We start from the raw sequence: 17,343 nt of genomic DNA on the forward strand, positions 1-17,343 counted from the left end.
GCGCCATCCGCTCCCAAGCCGCATCGGTCAAAACCAGTCGATCCATCACACCCAAGGCCGCCTCCCCAAAGGCAGCCTTGAATCTGATTTGCGCCTAAATTGGAACCCTTAGAGTCCACACGACCTAGCGCTTCCAGCAGGCCTTCGAGAACGTCCCAAGCATAGGCGCCCCAAGCCTAGGCGCCTTGGGCGCCGCAGCGTTGTAGACGATATCTGGAAGAACCGTATCGCCCTGCAGGAGCCGCCATCCGCTCGACCGCGGGCCGCCTTTTCCCCGGGTTGGGAAATCAGACGCGCATTGCGGCGGCGGTCATAAGGAAACCGCCGCCGCAGAGATGGAGAAACCGACCGTTAAATGGTCACCAGCCGTAGCCGTAGGGGTAGCCGTAAGCCGGGTAGCCATAGGCGGGATAACCATAGGCGGGATAACCGTAATAATACGGTTGCGAATAGGCGCTGGCGGCGGCCGCGGCTCCCAACACCCCAACGGCGGCCGCTGCAGCCGCGGCGGCGCCCGGATTATATCCTCGGCGATAATAGCCGCCCCGATAGTAACGCCGGTAATAGACTTGATCGGTGAGTGAGGGCGCTTCGATGCCCTTGGAATGCGCTGCGCTGGTCGGACCCGCCAAGGCGCCGCCCGCCAAAGCCGTGGCCATGCCTCCGCACAGGGCTCCCGTGACGATGAATTTGAACATGCTACGCATATCTTCCTCCGCTCACCTTTGAGCACGTGTTTCGTGCGACGCCACTCTCGAGAAGCTGGATCGTCAGCTTATATGTGGCGCTGAAACCTCCATTGTCGAGGCCAAGGATCGATCCAGAGATAGATGACGGGTCCGCTGAGCGGCCGCACGGCTCGTCCTTCGAGCCACAGCGTCTTCGACGAAGAGAGAGGCGGGGCTGACGTTCTCAAGGGTCGTTGGCCTTCTCATGGCAAAGCGAAGGCGTTCGCCGAAACGGCGCGCTCGATGTTGAAATCGGAAACATGTTTGGTTATCGTTTCTATGTCCTGATTTACGTACACAGTTTCTAGAGCGCAGATCCAAAAGCCCGGGATGATGATGAACGCGGCGCAATGTCGGATGGCGAGAGCGGCGCTTCAGCTGGGAATTCGTGAGCTCGCGAACGCCGCCAAGGTTTCTCCGAGCACGATCGCTCGGCTCGAGGCGGGCGACGAACTTAAAGAGCGCACCGTCGATGCGATCCGCAACGCGCTCGAAGCGGCGGGCGTCGCCTTCACCAACGGCGACGAGCCGGGCGTGAAGTTGAAGAAGGTCACGAGGCGCATATGAGCCGCCGCGCCTCTCGCGTCACGGCATGCGAGATGCTGACGCCAATGCCTCGCCTTGGCACGAGCGTCGCAAGGTCATGTTAGGAAAGAGAGCCCGCGGGCGTCGAATTGAAAGGGACTTGGAAAGTGAGCCTTCCGGAAGACATCTATACCGAACCCGAGTTCTCGCCAGACACGCTGGCTCATCTTGGTCCGCTGCGCCGCTTGGCTGGCGTGTGGCAGTCGGATCAAGGCGTGGATGTCGCTCCGAAGGCGGACGGTCCGGAACAGCGCGCGTTCCGGGAGCATATCCGGATGGATCCGATTGATCCGCAGACGAACGGACCGCAACTCCTCTATGGCCTGCGCTACCACATCCATATCAATACGCCCGAGGAGGCGATCACCTTTCACGACCAGGTCGGTTATTGGCTATGGGAGCCGGCCACCGGCCTGATCATGCAGACCATCGCAATTCCACGCGGACAGGTCGTGCTGGCGGGCGGAACGGCGAAGCCGGACGACACGCGCATTTCGGTCGAAGCGCGGCGCGGCGACACGCGTTTCGGGATTTGTTCGACCACCTTTCTCGAAGAGGCGTTCCGGACCGACTATTACCGTATCGACATCACCTTCAACGAGGACGGCAGCTGGACGTATTTGACCCGCACGGACCTCGCGCTGCGCGGCGCCACACCGCCCTTCAACCATCACGACACCAACACCTTGCGACGGATCGCGGCGCCGACGCCGAACCCGCTCCTCGGCCTGGCGAAGGATAACGAGGCGCGTTAGGCTCCCGACTCGCGCGCGGCCAATATCGTGAAAACCCGCGAATACATATGCGCGCGTTGCAGCTGATGTGCGCGACGAAGCTGATCAGCGCCGCGCCGTGCAGATTCTTTTTGACGGAACGCGGGCGCGCAAGCTTACCGAAGCGCCCGCCGCGAGCAGGCGACGGTCGGCTATTTTGCGCAGGCTTTGCCCGGCGTCGCCCACGGGCTACGCTCAGGCGCGGCAACCGCCTGGGAGAATGACGATGGCAACCCGCAGCGAGAACGAGATGTTGGCAATTTCCGGCGCCGCCCTGGGCGCCGCCGCCGGAGCCGTGGTTGGATCATTGTTCGGGGTAATCGGAAGCGCGGTGGGCGCATTTCTGGGCGCGATGCTTGGCGCCGCCGCTCGTCTCGCAAAACATAAGTGATCGCAGCCAGTCGAGCCGCAGCAGGCGTCGCTGGAATCAGGCCGGAGGTCGCTGACACCTTTTCGCCACAGCCACCGGGACTCGAGCAACAGTCGAGACACAACGGCGAAAAAAGTTCACGGCTCCGCTCTGGTAGAACATCCTTGCTGAGGAACTGGCGGCAGGCGTTCGGCCCCCCATTGTCAGGCGTCAGCCGCCAACTTGAGGCGGGCCTTTCGAGGTCCGCCTCTTGTCCTTTGTGACGATCCGGTTTCGACGCCGCCCGAGGGCGTCACGCGGTCAAGATGCTTCAGCGTGACTCTTCCTCAGCCTGACTTGCGCGCAAGAGGTCGATATAGGCCGCCAGCCGTCCAGCATGGCTCCTGTCCGCGCAAAGGCCCAAATGGCCGTCTGGCCGCACAATAAGAAGCGTGATGGCGTCGACGCCCAGCCTTTCGGCGGTTGCGGGCGTCAGGCGCGCGTCGCATTCCAAGACGCTGGAATTCGCTGTCAGGACGATCGTCGTTTCGATAATGGTTTCGTTCGAAACAGGCTCCAGGTCGCGACGAACGCGCGCGAGTTCCTGCTGCGTCGCGGAAGCGCCTCCGATGAGGAAAGCTGTGTGTCCTCGACGATTGGCGTATTCGTGAAGCATGCCTGCGCCGCCGGTCGCATGCTCGACTTCGACGCCGTCCGGCAGACGCTGACCCGGCCAGATAAAGTCGTTTCGCTCTCCGAGAACGACTGGGGAGTCCGCATAATCGATGTCGAGCTCCGCTTCCGCGACGGCCTCGTGGTGTCGCGAGGCGGGATCGATAAAGGCGGCGCGGATGTTTGCGTCGCGCGTGCGCCGCGCGTTCGAATCCTTCACCATCTGAGCGCCGTCCGCTTCATCGCCGGAGGCGATGATCATTTGCGCCACCGGCCGCCGCTCCGCATCATAGCTGTCCAGCAGCGTTTCGCCGCCGTCGCCTGACGAAACCAGCGCGAGCTTCCAGGCGAGATTGAACGCGTCCTGCAGCCCGCTGTTCATGCCGTGTCCCTGAACGGGGCTGCAGGCGTGCGCCGCATCTCCAGCGAGCAGCACGCGGCCGCAACGGTATTGTCGCGCGACTTTCGAGTGGCAGTGGAAGCGGGTGGGGTTGGCGATGTCTTCGAAGGCCACGCCAGGCGAATAGCGCAAGAGGGTGGCGGAGGCGTCCGCCACGAGATCCGAACCCTCGGCGGTCGGCCGGAGATAGACGCGCCAGCGCCGGTCGGGCAGAGCCGTCAGGATGATCGGCGTCTCATCGAGAAAAGCGTAGATTGCCTCGTAGGAATACGGCCAGCCGCGGATGGCGGCGTCGAACACCGCCCATGGCTCTTCGATGTCGTGACCGTCCTGCTCGATGGCGACGAGCGTTCGGACCGTGCTCCAATAGCCGTCGCAACCGACGACCCATTGGGCGAGAATCTGCGTCTTCTCGCCATCGCGCTCAACGGTCGCCAGGACGCCGTCAGGGCTCTTCTCCAAACCGACCAGCCTGGTCGATCGCCTCACGACGCCGCCGAATCTTGCGAGATAGTCCGTCAGGATCGCTTCGGTGACTTCCTCAGAGACGCCAAGATTGAACGGATAGCGACTGCCGCAGAGGGAAAGATCAACGTCTCCCAGCCGCGTTCCGTTGGAGTGAATGCGCGCAAAGCGCTGCCGGACACCCGCTTTCAGCAACGGGTCGGCGATTCCCAGCGAGTCGAAGATTTCGATCGAACGCGGATGGACCACGGTCGCGCGATCCCAACTCAGCGGCTTTTCGTGAATGTCGATGAGCAGGCAATCCACTGCGCGGCGTCGGAGTTCAGCGGCAAGCAGAAGTCCTGTCGGTCCGGCGCCCACGACGAGAATTTCCGCTTCGGTGTCCAAGTCGCCTCCCAAAACGTCTTATCGTGCAGCTGCGCGGCATTGTCGCCACGCTCCGGGTCGAGCATCGCGAGAAGCCGGTTCAGATCAGATCGGCGTCAGCGCTCGATGACCAATCGTTTGAACGTGTGCGATATGATGACATCTCCACAAATGCTGCAAGGCGACCCGTCCGCGCGCGCGCTCTGCGCCCCGGGATAGCGGAATGTGATTCTTTCCGGCTCGGGACCGGTCAAGGACAGATCGACTGTCACCCGAGACGTCGTGCGCCGGGCGCGCAGATTGATGGCGCCGAACGCGGTAGGAAGTTCGCGCAGCTCGATTCCGTCTCCCTTCCACCAATCGTCCGGCACGGCGCGGAACAGTTCGAGGGCGCTTCCATCTTCCCGCACAAGCATCCTTCGGACAGCGGTAGCGAACTCGGCCCCGACCCAAGTGTGGGGCATGTCGCCAATATATTGGGGCGCTCGCGGCGGACTGCAGACGACCTCGGCCCATTGGCGCCAGCCCCGCGGTCTCCGGCAGTCCAACGCCAATGCAAGCAGGCGGAAAGCGTCTTCGAAGCGGCCCTGCGATACGAACGCGTTGATGTCGCGAAAGATATAAGGCACGAAGCGGCCTTTGAAATCCGGCGCGCTGATCAACTTGAGATTCGCAGCGCTGACGTCGTAGGTCGCTTGCAGAAATTCGGCTGGGAGCACGTCCTCGACCTGGCAGGGCTCGAAGGCGATCGAAGTGGACGATGGATCGACGTCCCATCGATCGGCCGAGCCCGCGATGACGCCTTTGCCCATGAGCTGCGAGGTCATGCGAAGAGAGCGAGCGAGATTCGCCGCAAATTCCTGTCCCTTCGTCGTCGCATGCGATGCGGTTTCCATTTTGCCCATCTCTGTCGCCAGGTAAGCGCAATTGCGCCATGCGCTTAAGGCGAAATAATCGTCCCAGTAGCTGTAGGTCGGCTCGCCATAGCCCTCATGGCTGATAGAGCGGGGCAGAAGTCCGTGAAATCGCGACTCTGGTCCGTGCAGCGCATTTGTTCTGGCGCAGAGGTCTTCGATAAAAAGCGTCGCTCGGACGACAGGTTCGAAAATGGCGGCGAGGAAAGCGCGATCCTTGGATATCCGATAAACATCCGTCGCAATGCCGACGAATTCGCCTTGCGCGTCAAATTCGATCCCGCTCCCGTAGCCCAGGTTAATCCGGCCATCTTCGTTCAAAATCGGCGGGACCATGCCGTTGCGGCCGACGCGTTTTGAATACCACAGGACGAAGGCTTTGGCGTCGTCGATCAGGCCGGCCCACAACAGGGCGCGCGCTTGGGCGGAGCCATCGCGGATCCATACGCGATCATAGTTTCTTGGGCCAGGCCTGAAGGCGGATCGCGTCGCATTCACCAGGATCAGAGCCGTTTGCGCCTCGACGGTGTCGGTGACGTCTCGATCGCCAACGGAAATCCTTCGAGCGCCGATCTTGCGCCTCCAGTTTTCGGCGACGCTTGCGCGAACCTCTGAGAATTGCACATCCGGTTCCGGAGCAACGCCGTCCCGTAGGGGCGCCGCGATGATGACGGAGTCGCTCGCATTCGGCGGCAAAGAAAAAGCAAACTCGAAGGCGGCGCTGAGAAGGCCCGAGTCCGAACGCAACGTCGGAGTCGTGGGTTTCGGACCATCCGCGATGAGCCTCGCAACATCGCCATTGTCAAAGTCGGCGACCGTGACGACGTCGGGATCGCGAGAAAAGGCTGAGTGAATGTGATCGTTCACCAGAACCCTTCGCCCTTCCATGCTGATCGCATCGATGAGCGTATGACCGCCATGCTGCCAATAGGGATTGATCTGGAGCGGCCGCACCGCGAGCACCAGCGCGCCTTCAAGCGCGGAACGTCTGCGGTTGACGACTCGATGCTCAACCAGCGCCTGCCCGGCAACTGCAATGGCCGTCGAATGAACCTCGACGTCTGCGAGAGTCCAGACGACGCTCGGCAGCGGCAGCGCGCCGCCTTCGAGCGAGCAGGCGATGTCCTCGCTTGCGGGAGCGCCGTAAAGATTTCCGTCTATGCGCAGCAGGGGCGTGATTTGAGCGGAGCCGCGTCTGGGTTCGAGATCGCCATATTCGTCGAAGAGCGCTTCTTCGATTTGTTCGAATTCTCCGAGAACGGTCCAATAGACTTGGCGGCCAAGCAGCGATTGCGGATAGAGATCGCTTTGGCCGGCGCGCGCCGCGCGCTCCAATTGGCCAATCGGCATGCGATCCCTGTCGAGTATGCGGAGCTTGAGTTCCTTGACGACGGCGCCTTCCGGCGCGCTCGCCTTGTGTACGGTCAGGCGAACGTAACGGCTGGTCGCGCAAAGCCACCAGAAGCTGTCGCTTTGGCCTTCTCCGGTCGCGATGCGGCCGACCTCGTGAAATTCGGCGCCGTCGTGGGAAAGAGAGGTTGAAAAGTCCGTCCCGTAAGCGTCTCCCCATTCCACGAGCGTCCCGACGACCGGTCGGACATAACCGAGATCGACGGTAATGCTTTCGCCCGGCACAAGCATGACCGGCGCGTGGCCAAGCGCCGCAATCCGACCGTGTTCCAAAGTCGAGACCGCGTCCTCTGGTCCGTAGAGATTGATTTCGACGATCTCCGGGCCCGGGCGCCGCTCCGGATTTTTGCAGCTCCAGCGCACAAACCGGGCGTCGATCGGAGGAAAGCCAAAGACCTCCTGGCCGCCCTCGCCATGTCGGGTGCCGCAAAGGCGCGTCCAGGCCTCGCCGTCACGCGACGCCATGAATTCGTATGCGTTCGTCGACCGATGACCCCAATAGATTTCCAGTCCGCCGAGCGTCGCCACGACGCCAAGATCGATTTCCAGCCAAGGCTCTTCCAAAGGGTCCGACACCCATGTCGTCACGTAGCGATCATCGATCGCATGTCGTGGAACATCACAGGGGGCGGTCGCTTGCCACGCGGTTTTCGGCGGAACATTCACAGCCCGTTGCGTCCTCCTGCTGAATTAGGCTCTCGTGGTCGGCCGGAAACATGCAGATGGTTCGACAGGTCGACGCGGCGCGCAGTCGATCGTCTGGCGCGCGCCCAATGTGACGATAGCTGACGAAGCCCTACGGCCGGCGATCATCGCAGCTTCTCGAGAGACGCGGCCAAACGAGCGATTTCCGCGTTGTCCGGCGCTAAATCCGCAAGCGTGCGGGCGATTGACGCAGCGCGCCTGACGTCATTCGCTTGCAACATTTCCTGAAGCGCAAGTTGAAGCAGCTGAGCGTCGAAAGGAAAACGCTGAACCGCCTTGTCGAGAAGCGTGCGCGCCTCCGCCGTTCGGCCAAGCGAATTCAGCGCGACGATATAGACATAAGCATAGCGCGCTTCGTCGGCGTCAAGTTCCACCGCGCGCGCAAGCTCCGCGAGCGCCTCGTCATAACGCTGCTGGCGCACGAGCGCCAATCCAAGCGCATGGCGCGCCGCGGCGGAATCGGGGACGCGCGCAATCGCCTCACGTAAGATTCTTTCGCTGTCCGCCTCTCGCTTTTGAGCGCGGTAGAGGTCTGCGAGATTGATGGAGAGAGGGATCGCGGAAGGTTCGAGGCGCAGTCCAGCCAGATATTCCGCTTCGGCTTCGCGCGGCCGGCGCCGGCGGAACAAGAACGTTCCGAGATTGGCGCGGCCTTCGGGGCGATCCGCGTTCAGCTTCTGGGACGCTTCATATTCATTCCAGGCGTTCTCGAGCCGCGCCCGATCTTCGCTCGCAAGGTCATCGACGGTCTGCTCCGCGAGCGCCGCCGCCGCCTCGATGCGGACGCCTTTGATCGGATCAGAGAGCAGCGGACCGGCGCTCCGCCAGTGTTGATCGGGAGGCAAAGCCGACGGCAGGGCGCGCAGCGCGGCGATGCGCACGAGCGGGTCTGCGTCGCTCAGCGCCTTAAGCGTCGCTTGCTCAACCGAGATCGATGGAAAGCGCTGCGCTTCTGCGATCGCCGTTGCGCGCGAGACGGCGGGCGTGAGGGAGTCGTTTGCAATGTTCAGCAGGAGCTCCCGCGCGGCTGGCGCGCCCAAGCGCGCCTCGTGAAAGGCTCGCGCCCAATTTTGAAAGCCTTTGCGATGCGGCCCATGCCATCGCTCGACCGCTTGAGCCGTCCACGCCGCCGACTTGTCCGTGTGGCAGGCGTTGCAGGCGTTCGGCGCGCCGAGCGCGACCGTAAGATCGGGACGCGGAATGCGAAACGAGTGATCGTGACGTTTGTCGACGACCATATACGTGCGCGTGGGCATATGACACGATACGCAGTCCGGCGCGTTTGCTCCGCCTTGCGCCGGATGTCCCGTATGCTCTGAGGCGGAAAAACGATCCGCCTGGTGGCATTGCGCGCAAACGTCCGCTCTCGCAGCCTTGAGCTTGCCCGAATGCGGGTCATGGCAATCGCTGCAAATGACGCCCTTGGCGTACATCGCGCTCTGTTTGAAGGATTGATCATTGAAGACTTCGTCCTTCATTTGACCGTCGTCTTCAAAAAGCTCCGCCGTCAGCAACGCCAGCGCATGCGTGTCCGACAAGGGTTGGCCGGGACGCCACCCTTCGGCGATTTCGCCGCGCCGCGAATGGCAATGCGCGCACAGTTCGACTTCGTCGTCGCTCGGACGCGCGGCGGTCTGCGTCGGACTGCCTGTCGTGGGGGCGGGCGCCCAGTCGACATGCGGGCGTCGCGCGTGAGCGGTCGAGAAGCCGCTGTTCGCCACTTGCGCGCTGCGCGTCCCCTTCGCCCATTCGACATGCCCGGCGCCTGGTCCATGACAACTTTCGCATCCGACGCCAAGCTCGGCAAAGCTAGTTTGAAACCTGTCCTTCGTCGCGTCGTAGTTCTTATGCAGATCGGTCGTATGGCACTCCGCGCACATGAAGTTCCAGTTCTGCATGGACCGCGTCCAATGCAGGGGATCGTCGCTCGGCATAGGCCGATCGGGATAGAGGTGAAACCAATGCTGGCCTCCCGCTTCTTTCGCGCGCGTGTCCCAGGCCCAGGGCAGCGCCTGTAGCCGCCCATCCGGAAACGTGACGAGATATTGCTGGAGCGGTTCGACGCCGAATGTGTGACTGACGTCGAAGCGCGCCGTCTTGCCGTCGCGCCCTTCGGTCTCCACGACGAAACGGCTTCCGTCGCGAAAAAATCTGCCCTTGGAGCCCTGGCTTTCGCTTGTCGCATTGTTGAAATCGCCGAGCACGGTCTCTGGCGTGGCGACGGCCATCGCGGCGGCATGTTGTGATTTTCTCCACGCGGCGGTTTGCGCCGAATGACATCCCGCGCATGACTCGGAGCCGACATAGCGCGCCGATGAAGATTCTTCGATCGCCAGAGCGCCGGCGGTTCCGCAAATCAGAAGGCTGAGCATCGCGCAGAGGACCCCAAACGACCGTCCAGACCGTTGCGCGGGAACCATCGCCTTTGCCCAGGACGAAATATGCTCCTCCATCTTCGCCAATCCGCCGCTCCTTTGCGCCGCATGCTATCGCCGCTCGGCAGGAAAATCACTTCGATGCGCAGATGGCGCCGCCGGCCGTTGCGTCGTTGCACTTTTGCCACGCTGGGCGACAATTTTTGCGTGACCCCTGAAACAACGTGTTCTTGGCTCACTTCTGCGCCAAACTGAAGCCAGATATAGCTCGTCGAGTGCGATTCGGGCGTTTGAAAGCAAATGCTTATAAGAAGCAGGTTTTCGGCGATGCGCGTCGGCAGTGTGAAGATGCGAACCCTCGGCGCAAGCGCGCTTGCATTCATCTGCTGGATTGCGCCCGCGTTCGGCGCGGACCTTCCGGCGAAAAAGGGTCCGCCGGCCGCGCCGCCTGTGTTCACATGGACCGGTTTCTATGTGGGCATGAACTTCGGGAGCGCCTGGACGGGCAGCCGTCCGATCTCTCTCTCTTCTGCAAATGTATTCGATGTTACGGGCGCCGGTCTTGGCCCCGCATCGGCTTTTGGCGCTTCCGGCGTCGGATATGCGCGACTCGACGACTATTACTTTGGCGGCCAAGCTGGATATAATTGGCAATTCACGGAGAAATTTGTCGCGGGCCTGGAGGCCGATATTCAGGGCGCCGGCGTGCGTGGCGGCGGCGGGCTGGCCAATGTGACGCCAGCGCCCAGCGGCTTCGCCGTGACGAGCGCCACGCTACGTCGCACACTGGAAAATTTCGGCACCGTTCGCGGCCGTTTCGGCTACGCCGTGACGCCAACGATTCTTGTCTATGCGACTGGCGGCCTCGCCTATGGCGGCGTCGACGTGACGTCTTCGGTCGCGCAAACTCTAACGGCGACTGCGTTGATCGCAGATGTTGCGAAGGGCGATTTCTACGAGAATCGCATCGGCTGGACGATCGGCGGCGGCGCCGAGATCGCTCTGGGCCACAGTCTGAGCGCCAAACTCGAATATCTGTATTACGATCTGGGGTCCGCTTCATTCGGGGCCCCCGTCAGTTCGCTGGCGTTCACTGACGCGACCACCGGCGTCTTGCAGCTTGTCGACGCCGCGCGCGTCTCGACGCGCTTTAACGGCCATCTCTTGCGGCTTGGACTCAATCATCGTTTCGATTGGAGCATCCCTGCGACGTCCGGCTCGCCGGCGACGCCGCTCTTCGCCTCGCCCAAATTCGAGCCGATGGAACGGTCTGCGTTCGCCGATTGGCGCATTAAGGTCATGCCCTATTTGTGGGCGATCAATACGAACGGCACGTTGATCGCCGGCGGCGACGCGATCGGAACCGATACGACGATCATCGACGCATTCACCAAGACCAGCTCGTTTCCGCTCGCCTTTATGGGGCGCGTGGAAGTGAGCAACGGACCATTGTCGCTCTATGGCGACTTCGCCTGGGCACAACTGCGATTCGCCGGCTCGACGCTGAAGGTGCGTTCGCCGGTCGCCGATGTCGCGCTCGCCGTCAGCGCAAGCGGTCGCCTGAAGCAAACTCTCGCCATTGGCGAGGCGGGCGTCACTTATGAGCTCGCCCGCTGGAAATTTCTCGGCGCTCCAGATTCAACAATCGCGCTCGGCGGATACGCCGGGTTCCGATATGGCTATTTAGGCATCGACCTCACGGCGAAAGCTTTTGGCGCCGCGAACTCGCAACTCCTCGATCTGACGGCCGTCGGGGCGCGCTCCACCGTCAAGTCCGGCAGCATCCGATGGGTTGACCCGGTCGTCGGCATTCAGCTCCGGCACGAATTTGCGCCCGGCGAGGAATTTTGCGCGCGCGGCGATATCGGCGGCTTCGGCGTGGGCAGTAAATTCAGCTGGCAGTTTTACGGCGGCTACAGCCGAGACTTCGACTTCAGCGGTCTGAAGTTTGTGGGGATGGTCGGCTACCGCGCGCTGGGCGTCAACTACTCGACGTGGGCGAATGGTGAGCAAAATGGTCTCAACGCCGTCATTCACGGGCCGGTGACTGGAGTGGGGATGCGCTTTTAGAATGGGCGACGCCGAGCGCCCGCTGCTCAGCGGGCGCGCGCGGCAATCCGAGAGATTGCGAAGAACCCGGACAAGGGGTGCGGCGTTCGCGCCATGTTCATGGCTCGAAAGCCCAAACGCGGCGCCAATCGTTCTTCATGCTGATGACGATCCAGCCTTGCTTCTTGGCCTCGTCATACAATGACTGAGGAAAAGTCCCGACTTTCGTATCGGGCAGCCCGAGCGCCGGACCATAGGCGTATTCGCGTTTGGCGTCATCGTGGAGCAGCAGCATCCCCAGCCGCTCGCCGTCCCCGGCTTTGGCATATTCGAGCATCTGGCGATCGCCGGTCGAGTTTCCGAAGGCCGCGACCGGACGTCGACCGATCATCAGATGGATCGCTTCGGGCTTGCCAGCGTCATTGTCGTTGAGCAGAAGTTTCGGCTCTTTGGTCAGAATCGGGCGGCCGTTCTTGTCGTAGCCGAAACGCGTGCCGCCGGCGGCGCCGACGACCTGCTCTGGCGGAATGCCGTAAGTCTTTTCTGCGTAAGCCCGAACAAAATCCTGGCCGCCGCCGGTGACGATATATGTCTTGAATCCATTGGCGCGCAGATATTTCATCACGTCCAACATCGGAAGATAAGTGAGCTCTGTGTAGAGTCGACCCCAACGCGGATGTTTGGCTGTTTCGAGCCACTTCCGCGCCTCGGACGTGAACTGTTCGACGCTCATGCCGCTCAGCGTTGCGGCAAGTATCTTGAAGAGGTCGCTCTTTGAGAGCTTCGCGATCTTTTGGCGATCTCCTGACAGAACCGTCTTAAAGGGCTCGATCTTCGCGAGCGCCGGTTTCGCTTTGACCACATCGGGCACGCGATCCAAACAATAGATGACTTGCGCATACATTGGGTGCGACGCCCACAGCGTGCCATCCTGATCGAAAGCCGCAATGCGTTCCTCAAGGGGGACGAATTTGGCGCTCGACTTGTCGGTTGTCGCTTGGACAAATTCGATAATTGCGCGTTTGGCTGGACCTTCATTCCATGAAGGGAGAGGATCGCTGTCCGACCACGCGGGCGACGCCGCGAGCATGAACAACATGATCGCCAGGGTCGTGGCGAAATTTATTCGGATGAGCGTTTTCATCTCCCTCTCTCGATTGTTCGGAAGAGAAGCCTCAAGCGGCGTCTGAGAAGATTGCGGTTCGCGTTCTCCACGGAGCGCCTGTCATTGAATGCGTGAGTCTGCGAGCGACATCCTGCTAGGCTTTAGAGAATTCTCAGCAAGATCGTCTGCATGTCAAATCGCCTGTTCAGATGTCGCCCATGTGGTTAGTATCCGCTTTATGTTGGCGCTGCGGCGCACCGCAGCCCCTAGGAAACTGATCGAGAAAGGCATGCGGATGAAAACTTTAGCCAGCTTGGTGACAGCCTGCGCGCTTCTGACGCCGCTACCGGCCTTAGCCGAGAAGGAAAGCAAGCCGAATATTCTTTTCATCGTTTCGGACGACACCGGTTACGGCGACCTTGGCGCCTATGGCGGCGGCGAAGGCCGCGGCATGCCAACCCCGAATATCGACCGGCTGGCTGATGGCGGGCTGACATTTTACTCATTCTACGCTCAACCGAGTTGCACGCCGGGCCGCGCAGCGATGCAGACGGGCCGGATTCCCAACCGTAGCGGCATGACGACGGTCGCCTTCCAGGGCCAGGGCGGCGGTCTGCCCAAGGCGGAATGGACGCTGGCGTCAGTTCTCAAGCAGGGCGGCTACCAGACCTATTTCACCGGCAAATGGCATCTGGGCGAGGCGGACTATGCTCTGCCGAACGCCCAGGGCTACGACGAGATGAAATATGTCGGCCTCTATCACCTCAGCGCCTATACCTACGGCGATCCGACGTGGTTCCCCGACATGCCTCCGGAACTGCGTGAGATGTTTCAGCGGGTGACCAAGGGCTCGCTATCGGGGAAGGCGGGCGAAAAGGCGCACGAAGATTTCAAGATCAACGGGCAATATGTCGATACGCCGGAGAAGGGCGTCGTCGGCATCCCGTTTTTCGACGGATATGTTGAGAAGGCCGCCATCGAGTTCATCGAGAAGGCCGCCAAGACGGACAAGCCATTTTTTATCAACGTCAATTTCATGAAAGTGCATCAGCCGAACTTGCCCGCGCCCGAGTTCGAGCACAAGTCGCTGTCCAAATCCAAATATGCGGACTCGGTGGTCGAACTTGACACACGCATCGGCAGGATCGTCGACAAGCTGCGCGACCTGGGCTTGGAGCAGAATACGCTGATCTTCTACACGACCGATAATGGCGCGTGGCAGGACGTCTATCCCGACGCGGGTTACACGCCGTTCCGTGGAACGAAAGGGACCGTGCGGGAAGGCGGCAATCGCGTGCCCGCCATCGCCGTTTGGCCGGGCAAAATCAAAGCCCGGTCGAAGAACCATGACATCGTCGGAGGGCTCGATCTCATGGCCACTTTCGCGTCAGTGGCGGGCGTCGACCTTCCCAAGAAGGATCGCGATGGAAAGCCGATCATTTTCGACAGCTACGACATCTCGCCCGTCTTGCTCGGCACAGGCAAGTCGCCGCGCCAGGAATGGTTTTATTTCACCGAGAACGAGCTGACGCCGGGCGCGGCGCGGGTCGGAAATTACAAGGCCGTCTTCAATTTGCGCGGCGATGATGGGCAGCCGACGGGCGGGCTCGCCGTCGATGCGAACCTGGGCTGGAAGGGCGCCGAGAAATATGTGGCGACCGTGCCGCAGGTGTTCGACCTCTGGCAGGATCCGCAAGAACGATATGATGTGTTCATGAACAATTACACGGAGCGGACTTGGGCGATTATCCCGATCAACGACGCCATCAAGAAGCTCGTCGCTACCTATGTGAAATATCCGCCGCGTAAGTTACAGAGCGAGTCCTATTCGGGCCCGATTACGCTGTCGCAGTACGAGCGATTCCAGAATGTCCGCGAGATGCTGAAGAAGCAAGGCGTTGATCTTCCAATGCCGACCGGGAACTAGGCTTCGGCCTCACCCGGGATCTGGGACGCCGCAATACTGGCGGCTGGCAAGGCGTTTGGCGGCGCGTCGATCGCGCGTCGCCATGCGCCTGAGGCGGTCGTCCCGCGCTCCGAAGCTCCTGGCGAAACTGCGGTTTCGCGTTGTAAGTCTTCGGTTTGGCGGCCATCGTCGGAAAAAACGCGCGCCGCGCATGGTCTCTGCAACGACGACTTTCGAGCATGGGAAATGCTTGGCGGATTGCAAATCACCAATAAAATCGCTAGCAACCGCGCCTGTGCGGGCCCTTTATACGGACGCGCCTATTCAGCAAAGGACATATGATGGCTAGAGGAAAAACGGTAAAGGCAGTGAGCAAGAAGGTTGTCAAAGCTGAGCCTGCCGCCGTTCGGCCGGTCAAAGAGACATATACCAAGTCAGCGCTCATCAACCTGATTGCCGAAGAGAACGACCTTCCGCGCAAGACCGCCGTGGGCGTTTACGCGACGCTCGAGAAGGTTTTTCTCGGATCGGTCCACCCGCGCGGCGTGGGCGAGTTCACCTTGCCCGGTCTTCTGAAGGTGTCGCTGCGCAAGGTGCCGGCGCGGCGGGCGGGGACCCTGGTTCGCAACCCGGCGACGGGAGAGATGGTGCCGGCCGCTGCGAAGCCTGCAAGCGTGCGCGTCAAGATCCGTCCGCTTTCCAAGCTGAAATCGGCCGCAACGAAGTAAGGCATGGCCGGTTGGCCGCCACAGCGCCCGGACGCCGTGAGAAAAGCCCCGCGTTGAGAGACGCGGGGCTTCTTGTCATTCCCTAGGCGCGGCGGCCGCGCGTTCATCCATGTTTCGCAAGCGCGCGCATGAGCGCACGTCCAAACTAAACATTCAATCTATGTGCGCCGTCACGACCAAGCGCCTCACTTCGCCATTCTCGAACGCCTGCAAGAATGCCTTGTAGTCCTTGAAGACGACGCATCCGTTGGAGTCGCCTTTCGGCCCGAGCATATAAGTATGCGCGAGGAGGCCCGACCGTCCAAAGATATGTTCGTTGCCCCCGATCGGCTTCAGGCGCAATGCGCGAACGCCGTGAAAGGGTTTCTCCCGCAATGCAAGTTCATAGACGTGCGGCGGGGTTGCGCCCCGCATACGTTCGTGGACGTAGCGGGGATCATCCAATTTGGGGCCCAGGCCCGAATGCGCCTCCAATATCGCGCCATTGGGCAGATACACCGTATGCGCCGAGATATCGTAAACGGCGGTCCATCTGTCCAATCCGGACATCCCACTGAACGAGAACTGATGATCGTCGGCGTCGTCCTCCGGGCGCGCGGTTGTGAGATCCGGCTCCGAAAGCGAAGGCGCGGAAGCGCTCGGAAGGTTGACGGGTTCGATGGAGGCCAGGCGGTGATCCGAAAGAGCGGCTTCCACCGACGGCTTTGCGAGAAGACGCCACTGGATTTGCGGCCAAGCCGCTGTCCCGGCCAAACCGAAGAGCACGCTGAAAAAGAATAGGAGTTCGAGACGTCTCGCGAGCGGGGCCTCAGAAAAACGCCAATGCAAGATTGTCAGCGCGAGCAGCAGGCCGGCAATCGTCACTGCGTAACCATAAGGGAGCTCCATGGGATGCCTCATTGTTTCAACTGGGTTTGCGTTTCGCCTCAGTCTTCGGGTTAGGAAGCATTCGGACGGCGCTTTGACGCGCCCGCCGCCGGTGACGTTTGAAGAAATTGAAAGACAGGTCAGACGCCGGACGCGTAACGTCTGGTCGGCATCGCCCAAATGGATCGTAGAAATTCCGAGTGCGCGCGCCAGACTTGTCCCGGCGTCTCCGCTCTACCGGAGAAGAGCGCTTGCTTAACACTGTCGTGAAAGCAATTTGTAGGCCGACCATGCTCATAAACTGCGCTCCGAACTTGGCCGTGGCGTACACCTGGCGGTGATCAGCGCGGGTCTAGTGGAGTTCGTTTGGGTCGTCCTCGTTAATACATTAACTTTCGCGCATTGGCTGTTGCAGGAACGTCACACTCGTCAGCTGTTGGACGTCGATGGTCTGTGGCCGCAGTGTGCTGTCCTTCGCGATTGCAGTGAAGATTACAAATCGTCGCTGCGCCCTAAGGGGATACGTCGTTCGGGCCTCGATGAATTTTCCCGAAACGCCGATCTGTTTCGCGATCGAAATGGTCAAGCTTTCGGCGTAGCGCTCTAGTTTACGTTTCGCGGCGTTTTCGTTCGATCGTCAGGCAGCCGATGTCGTCCGACTGCTCCTCGCCCTGTGCGAAGGCGTCGACGGCTGCAAAGAGCCGCGACACCAGGTCCCCGGGCGGCTCCCGCAGCCCTCTTTCGACCGCCGCTACGAACCGCTGCTCGCCGAATTCCTCCTTCGCGGCGTTCATGGCTTCCGTGACGCCGTCCGTGACCAGGATGAGTTTATCGCCCGGTTCAAATCGTATCCGCATCGCCTGGGCGTCGCGCGCGGGATCGATCCCGAGCGCTGCGCCTGTCGCTTTGAGGCGCGTGATGTGTCCGCTCCCAGAGAGATGGACCG

Annotated in this window: 11 protein-coding genes and 1 pseudogene; 5 read left to right on the top strand and 7 right to left on the bottom strand. The window is 61.3% G+C overall.

What is annotated here, in order from left to right; translation table 11 throughout:
* Positions 1-359 precede the first annotated feature (359 nt).
* Positions 360-707 (bottom strand): hypothetical protein, encoded by a 348-nt coding sequence (locus AB7F41_RS15670; protein ID WP_428385558.1) that lies wholly within the window; start codon positions 705-707, stop codon positions 360-362.
* A gap of 351 nt (positions 708-1,058) precedes the next feature.
* On the opposite strand from AB7F41_RS15670, the gene AB7F41_RS15675 reads away from it, so the two are divergent.
* A complete protein-coding gene (locus AB7F41_RS15675) occupies positions 1,059-1,295 on the top strand; it encodes a helix-turn-helix domain-containing protein (protein WP_428385557.1) in 237 nt (78 codons plus the stop codon).
* Positions 1,296-1,420: 125 nt separating this feature from the next.
* Positions 1,421-2,068, top strand: coding sequence for an FABP family protein (locus AB7F41_RS15680; RefSeq protein WP_428385555.1), 648 nt, complete (start codon positions 1,421-1,423; stop codon positions 2,066-2,068).
* A gap of 698 nt (positions 2,069-2,766) precedes the next feature.
* On the opposite strand, the gene AB7F41_RS15685 is transcribed toward AB7F41_RS15680, so the two are convergent.
* The 3 genes from AB7F41_RS15685 to AB7F41_RS15695 all read right to left on the bottom strand — a co-directional run bounded on the left by AB7F41_RS15685 (position 2,767) and on the right by AB7F41_RS15695 (position 9,820).
* Positions 2,767-4,359 carry an FAD-dependent monooxygenase gene (locus AB7F41_RS15685; RefSeq protein WP_428385553.1) on the bottom strand — a complete coding sequence of 531 codons (1,593 nt, stop codon included), beginning with the start codon at positions 4,357-4,359 and terminating at the stop codon, positions 2,767-2,769.
* 95 nt (positions 4,360-4,454) lie between these two features.
* Complete coding sequence (locus tag AB7F41_RS15690) at positions 4,455-7,328, bottom strand: discoidin domain-containing protein (protein WP_428385551.1); 2,874 nt, start codon at positions 7,326-7,328, stop codon at positions 4,455-4,457.
* Positions 7,329-7,471: 143 nt separating this feature from the next.
* Positions 7,472-9,820 carry a tetratricopeptide repeat protein gene (locus tag AB7F41_RS15695; RefSeq protein ID WP_428385562.1) on the bottom strand — a complete coding sequence of 783 codons (2,349 nt, stop codon included), beginning with the start codon at positions 9,818-9,820 and terminating at the stop codon, positions 7,472-7,474.
* A gap of 270 nt (positions 9,821-10,090) precedes the next feature.
* Here AB7F41_RS15695 and AB7F41_RS15700 point away from each other — a divergent pair, with 270 nt between their 5' ends.
* Complete coding sequence (locus tag AB7F41_RS15700) at positions 10,091-11,812, top strand: outer membrane protein (protein ID WP_428385560.1); 1,722 nt, start codon at positions 10,091-10,093, stop codon at positions 11,810-11,812.
* A gap of 97 nt (positions 11,813-11,909) precedes the next feature.
* On the opposite strand, the gene AB7F41_RS15705 is transcribed toward AB7F41_RS15700, so the two are convergent.
* Positions 11,910-12,935, bottom strand: a complete 1,026-nt coding sequence (locus AB7F41_RS15705) for an HAD family hydrolase (RefSeq protein WP_428385549.1) — start codon at positions 12,933-12,935, stop codon at positions 11,910-11,912.
* A gap of 256 nt (positions 12,936-13,191) precedes the next feature.
* Here AB7F41_RS15705 and AB7F41_RS15710 point away from each other — a divergent pair, with 256 nt between their 5' ends.
* Positions 13,192-14,823 carry an arylsulfatase gene (locus AB7F41_RS15710; protein ID WP_428406677.1) on the top strand — a complete coding sequence of 544 codons (1,632 nt, stop codon included), beginning with the start codon at positions 13,192-13,194 and terminating at the stop codon, positions 14,821-14,823.
* A gap of 317 nt (positions 14,824-15,140) precedes the next feature.
* Entirely contained in the window at positions 15,141-15,530 is a 390-nt protein-coding gene (locus AB7F41_RS15715; protein WP_428406678.1) for an HU family DNA-binding protein, read from the top strand.
* 153 nt (positions 15,531-15,683) lie between these two features.
* Here the strand turns inward: AB7F41_RS15715 and AB7F41_RS15720 are convergent.
* Positions 15,684-16,067: pseudogene (locus AB7F41_RS15720) on the bottom strand (DUF2778 domain-containing protein); the annotation flags it as partial.
* Positions 16,068-17,005: 938 nt separating this feature from the next.
* Positions 17,006-17,343, bottom strand: a 338-nt coding sequence (locus tag AB7F41_RS15725; RefSeq protein WP_428406679.1) for a PP2C family protein-serine/threonine phosphatase, incomplete at its 5' end; no start/stop codon positions are given.

The sequence above is a fragment of the Methylocystis sp. genome (assembly GCF_050251305.1).
In the GTDB taxonomy this organism is placed as follows: domain Bacteria; phylum Pseudomonadota; class Alphaproteobacteria; order Rhizobiales; family Beijerinckiaceae; genus Methylocystis.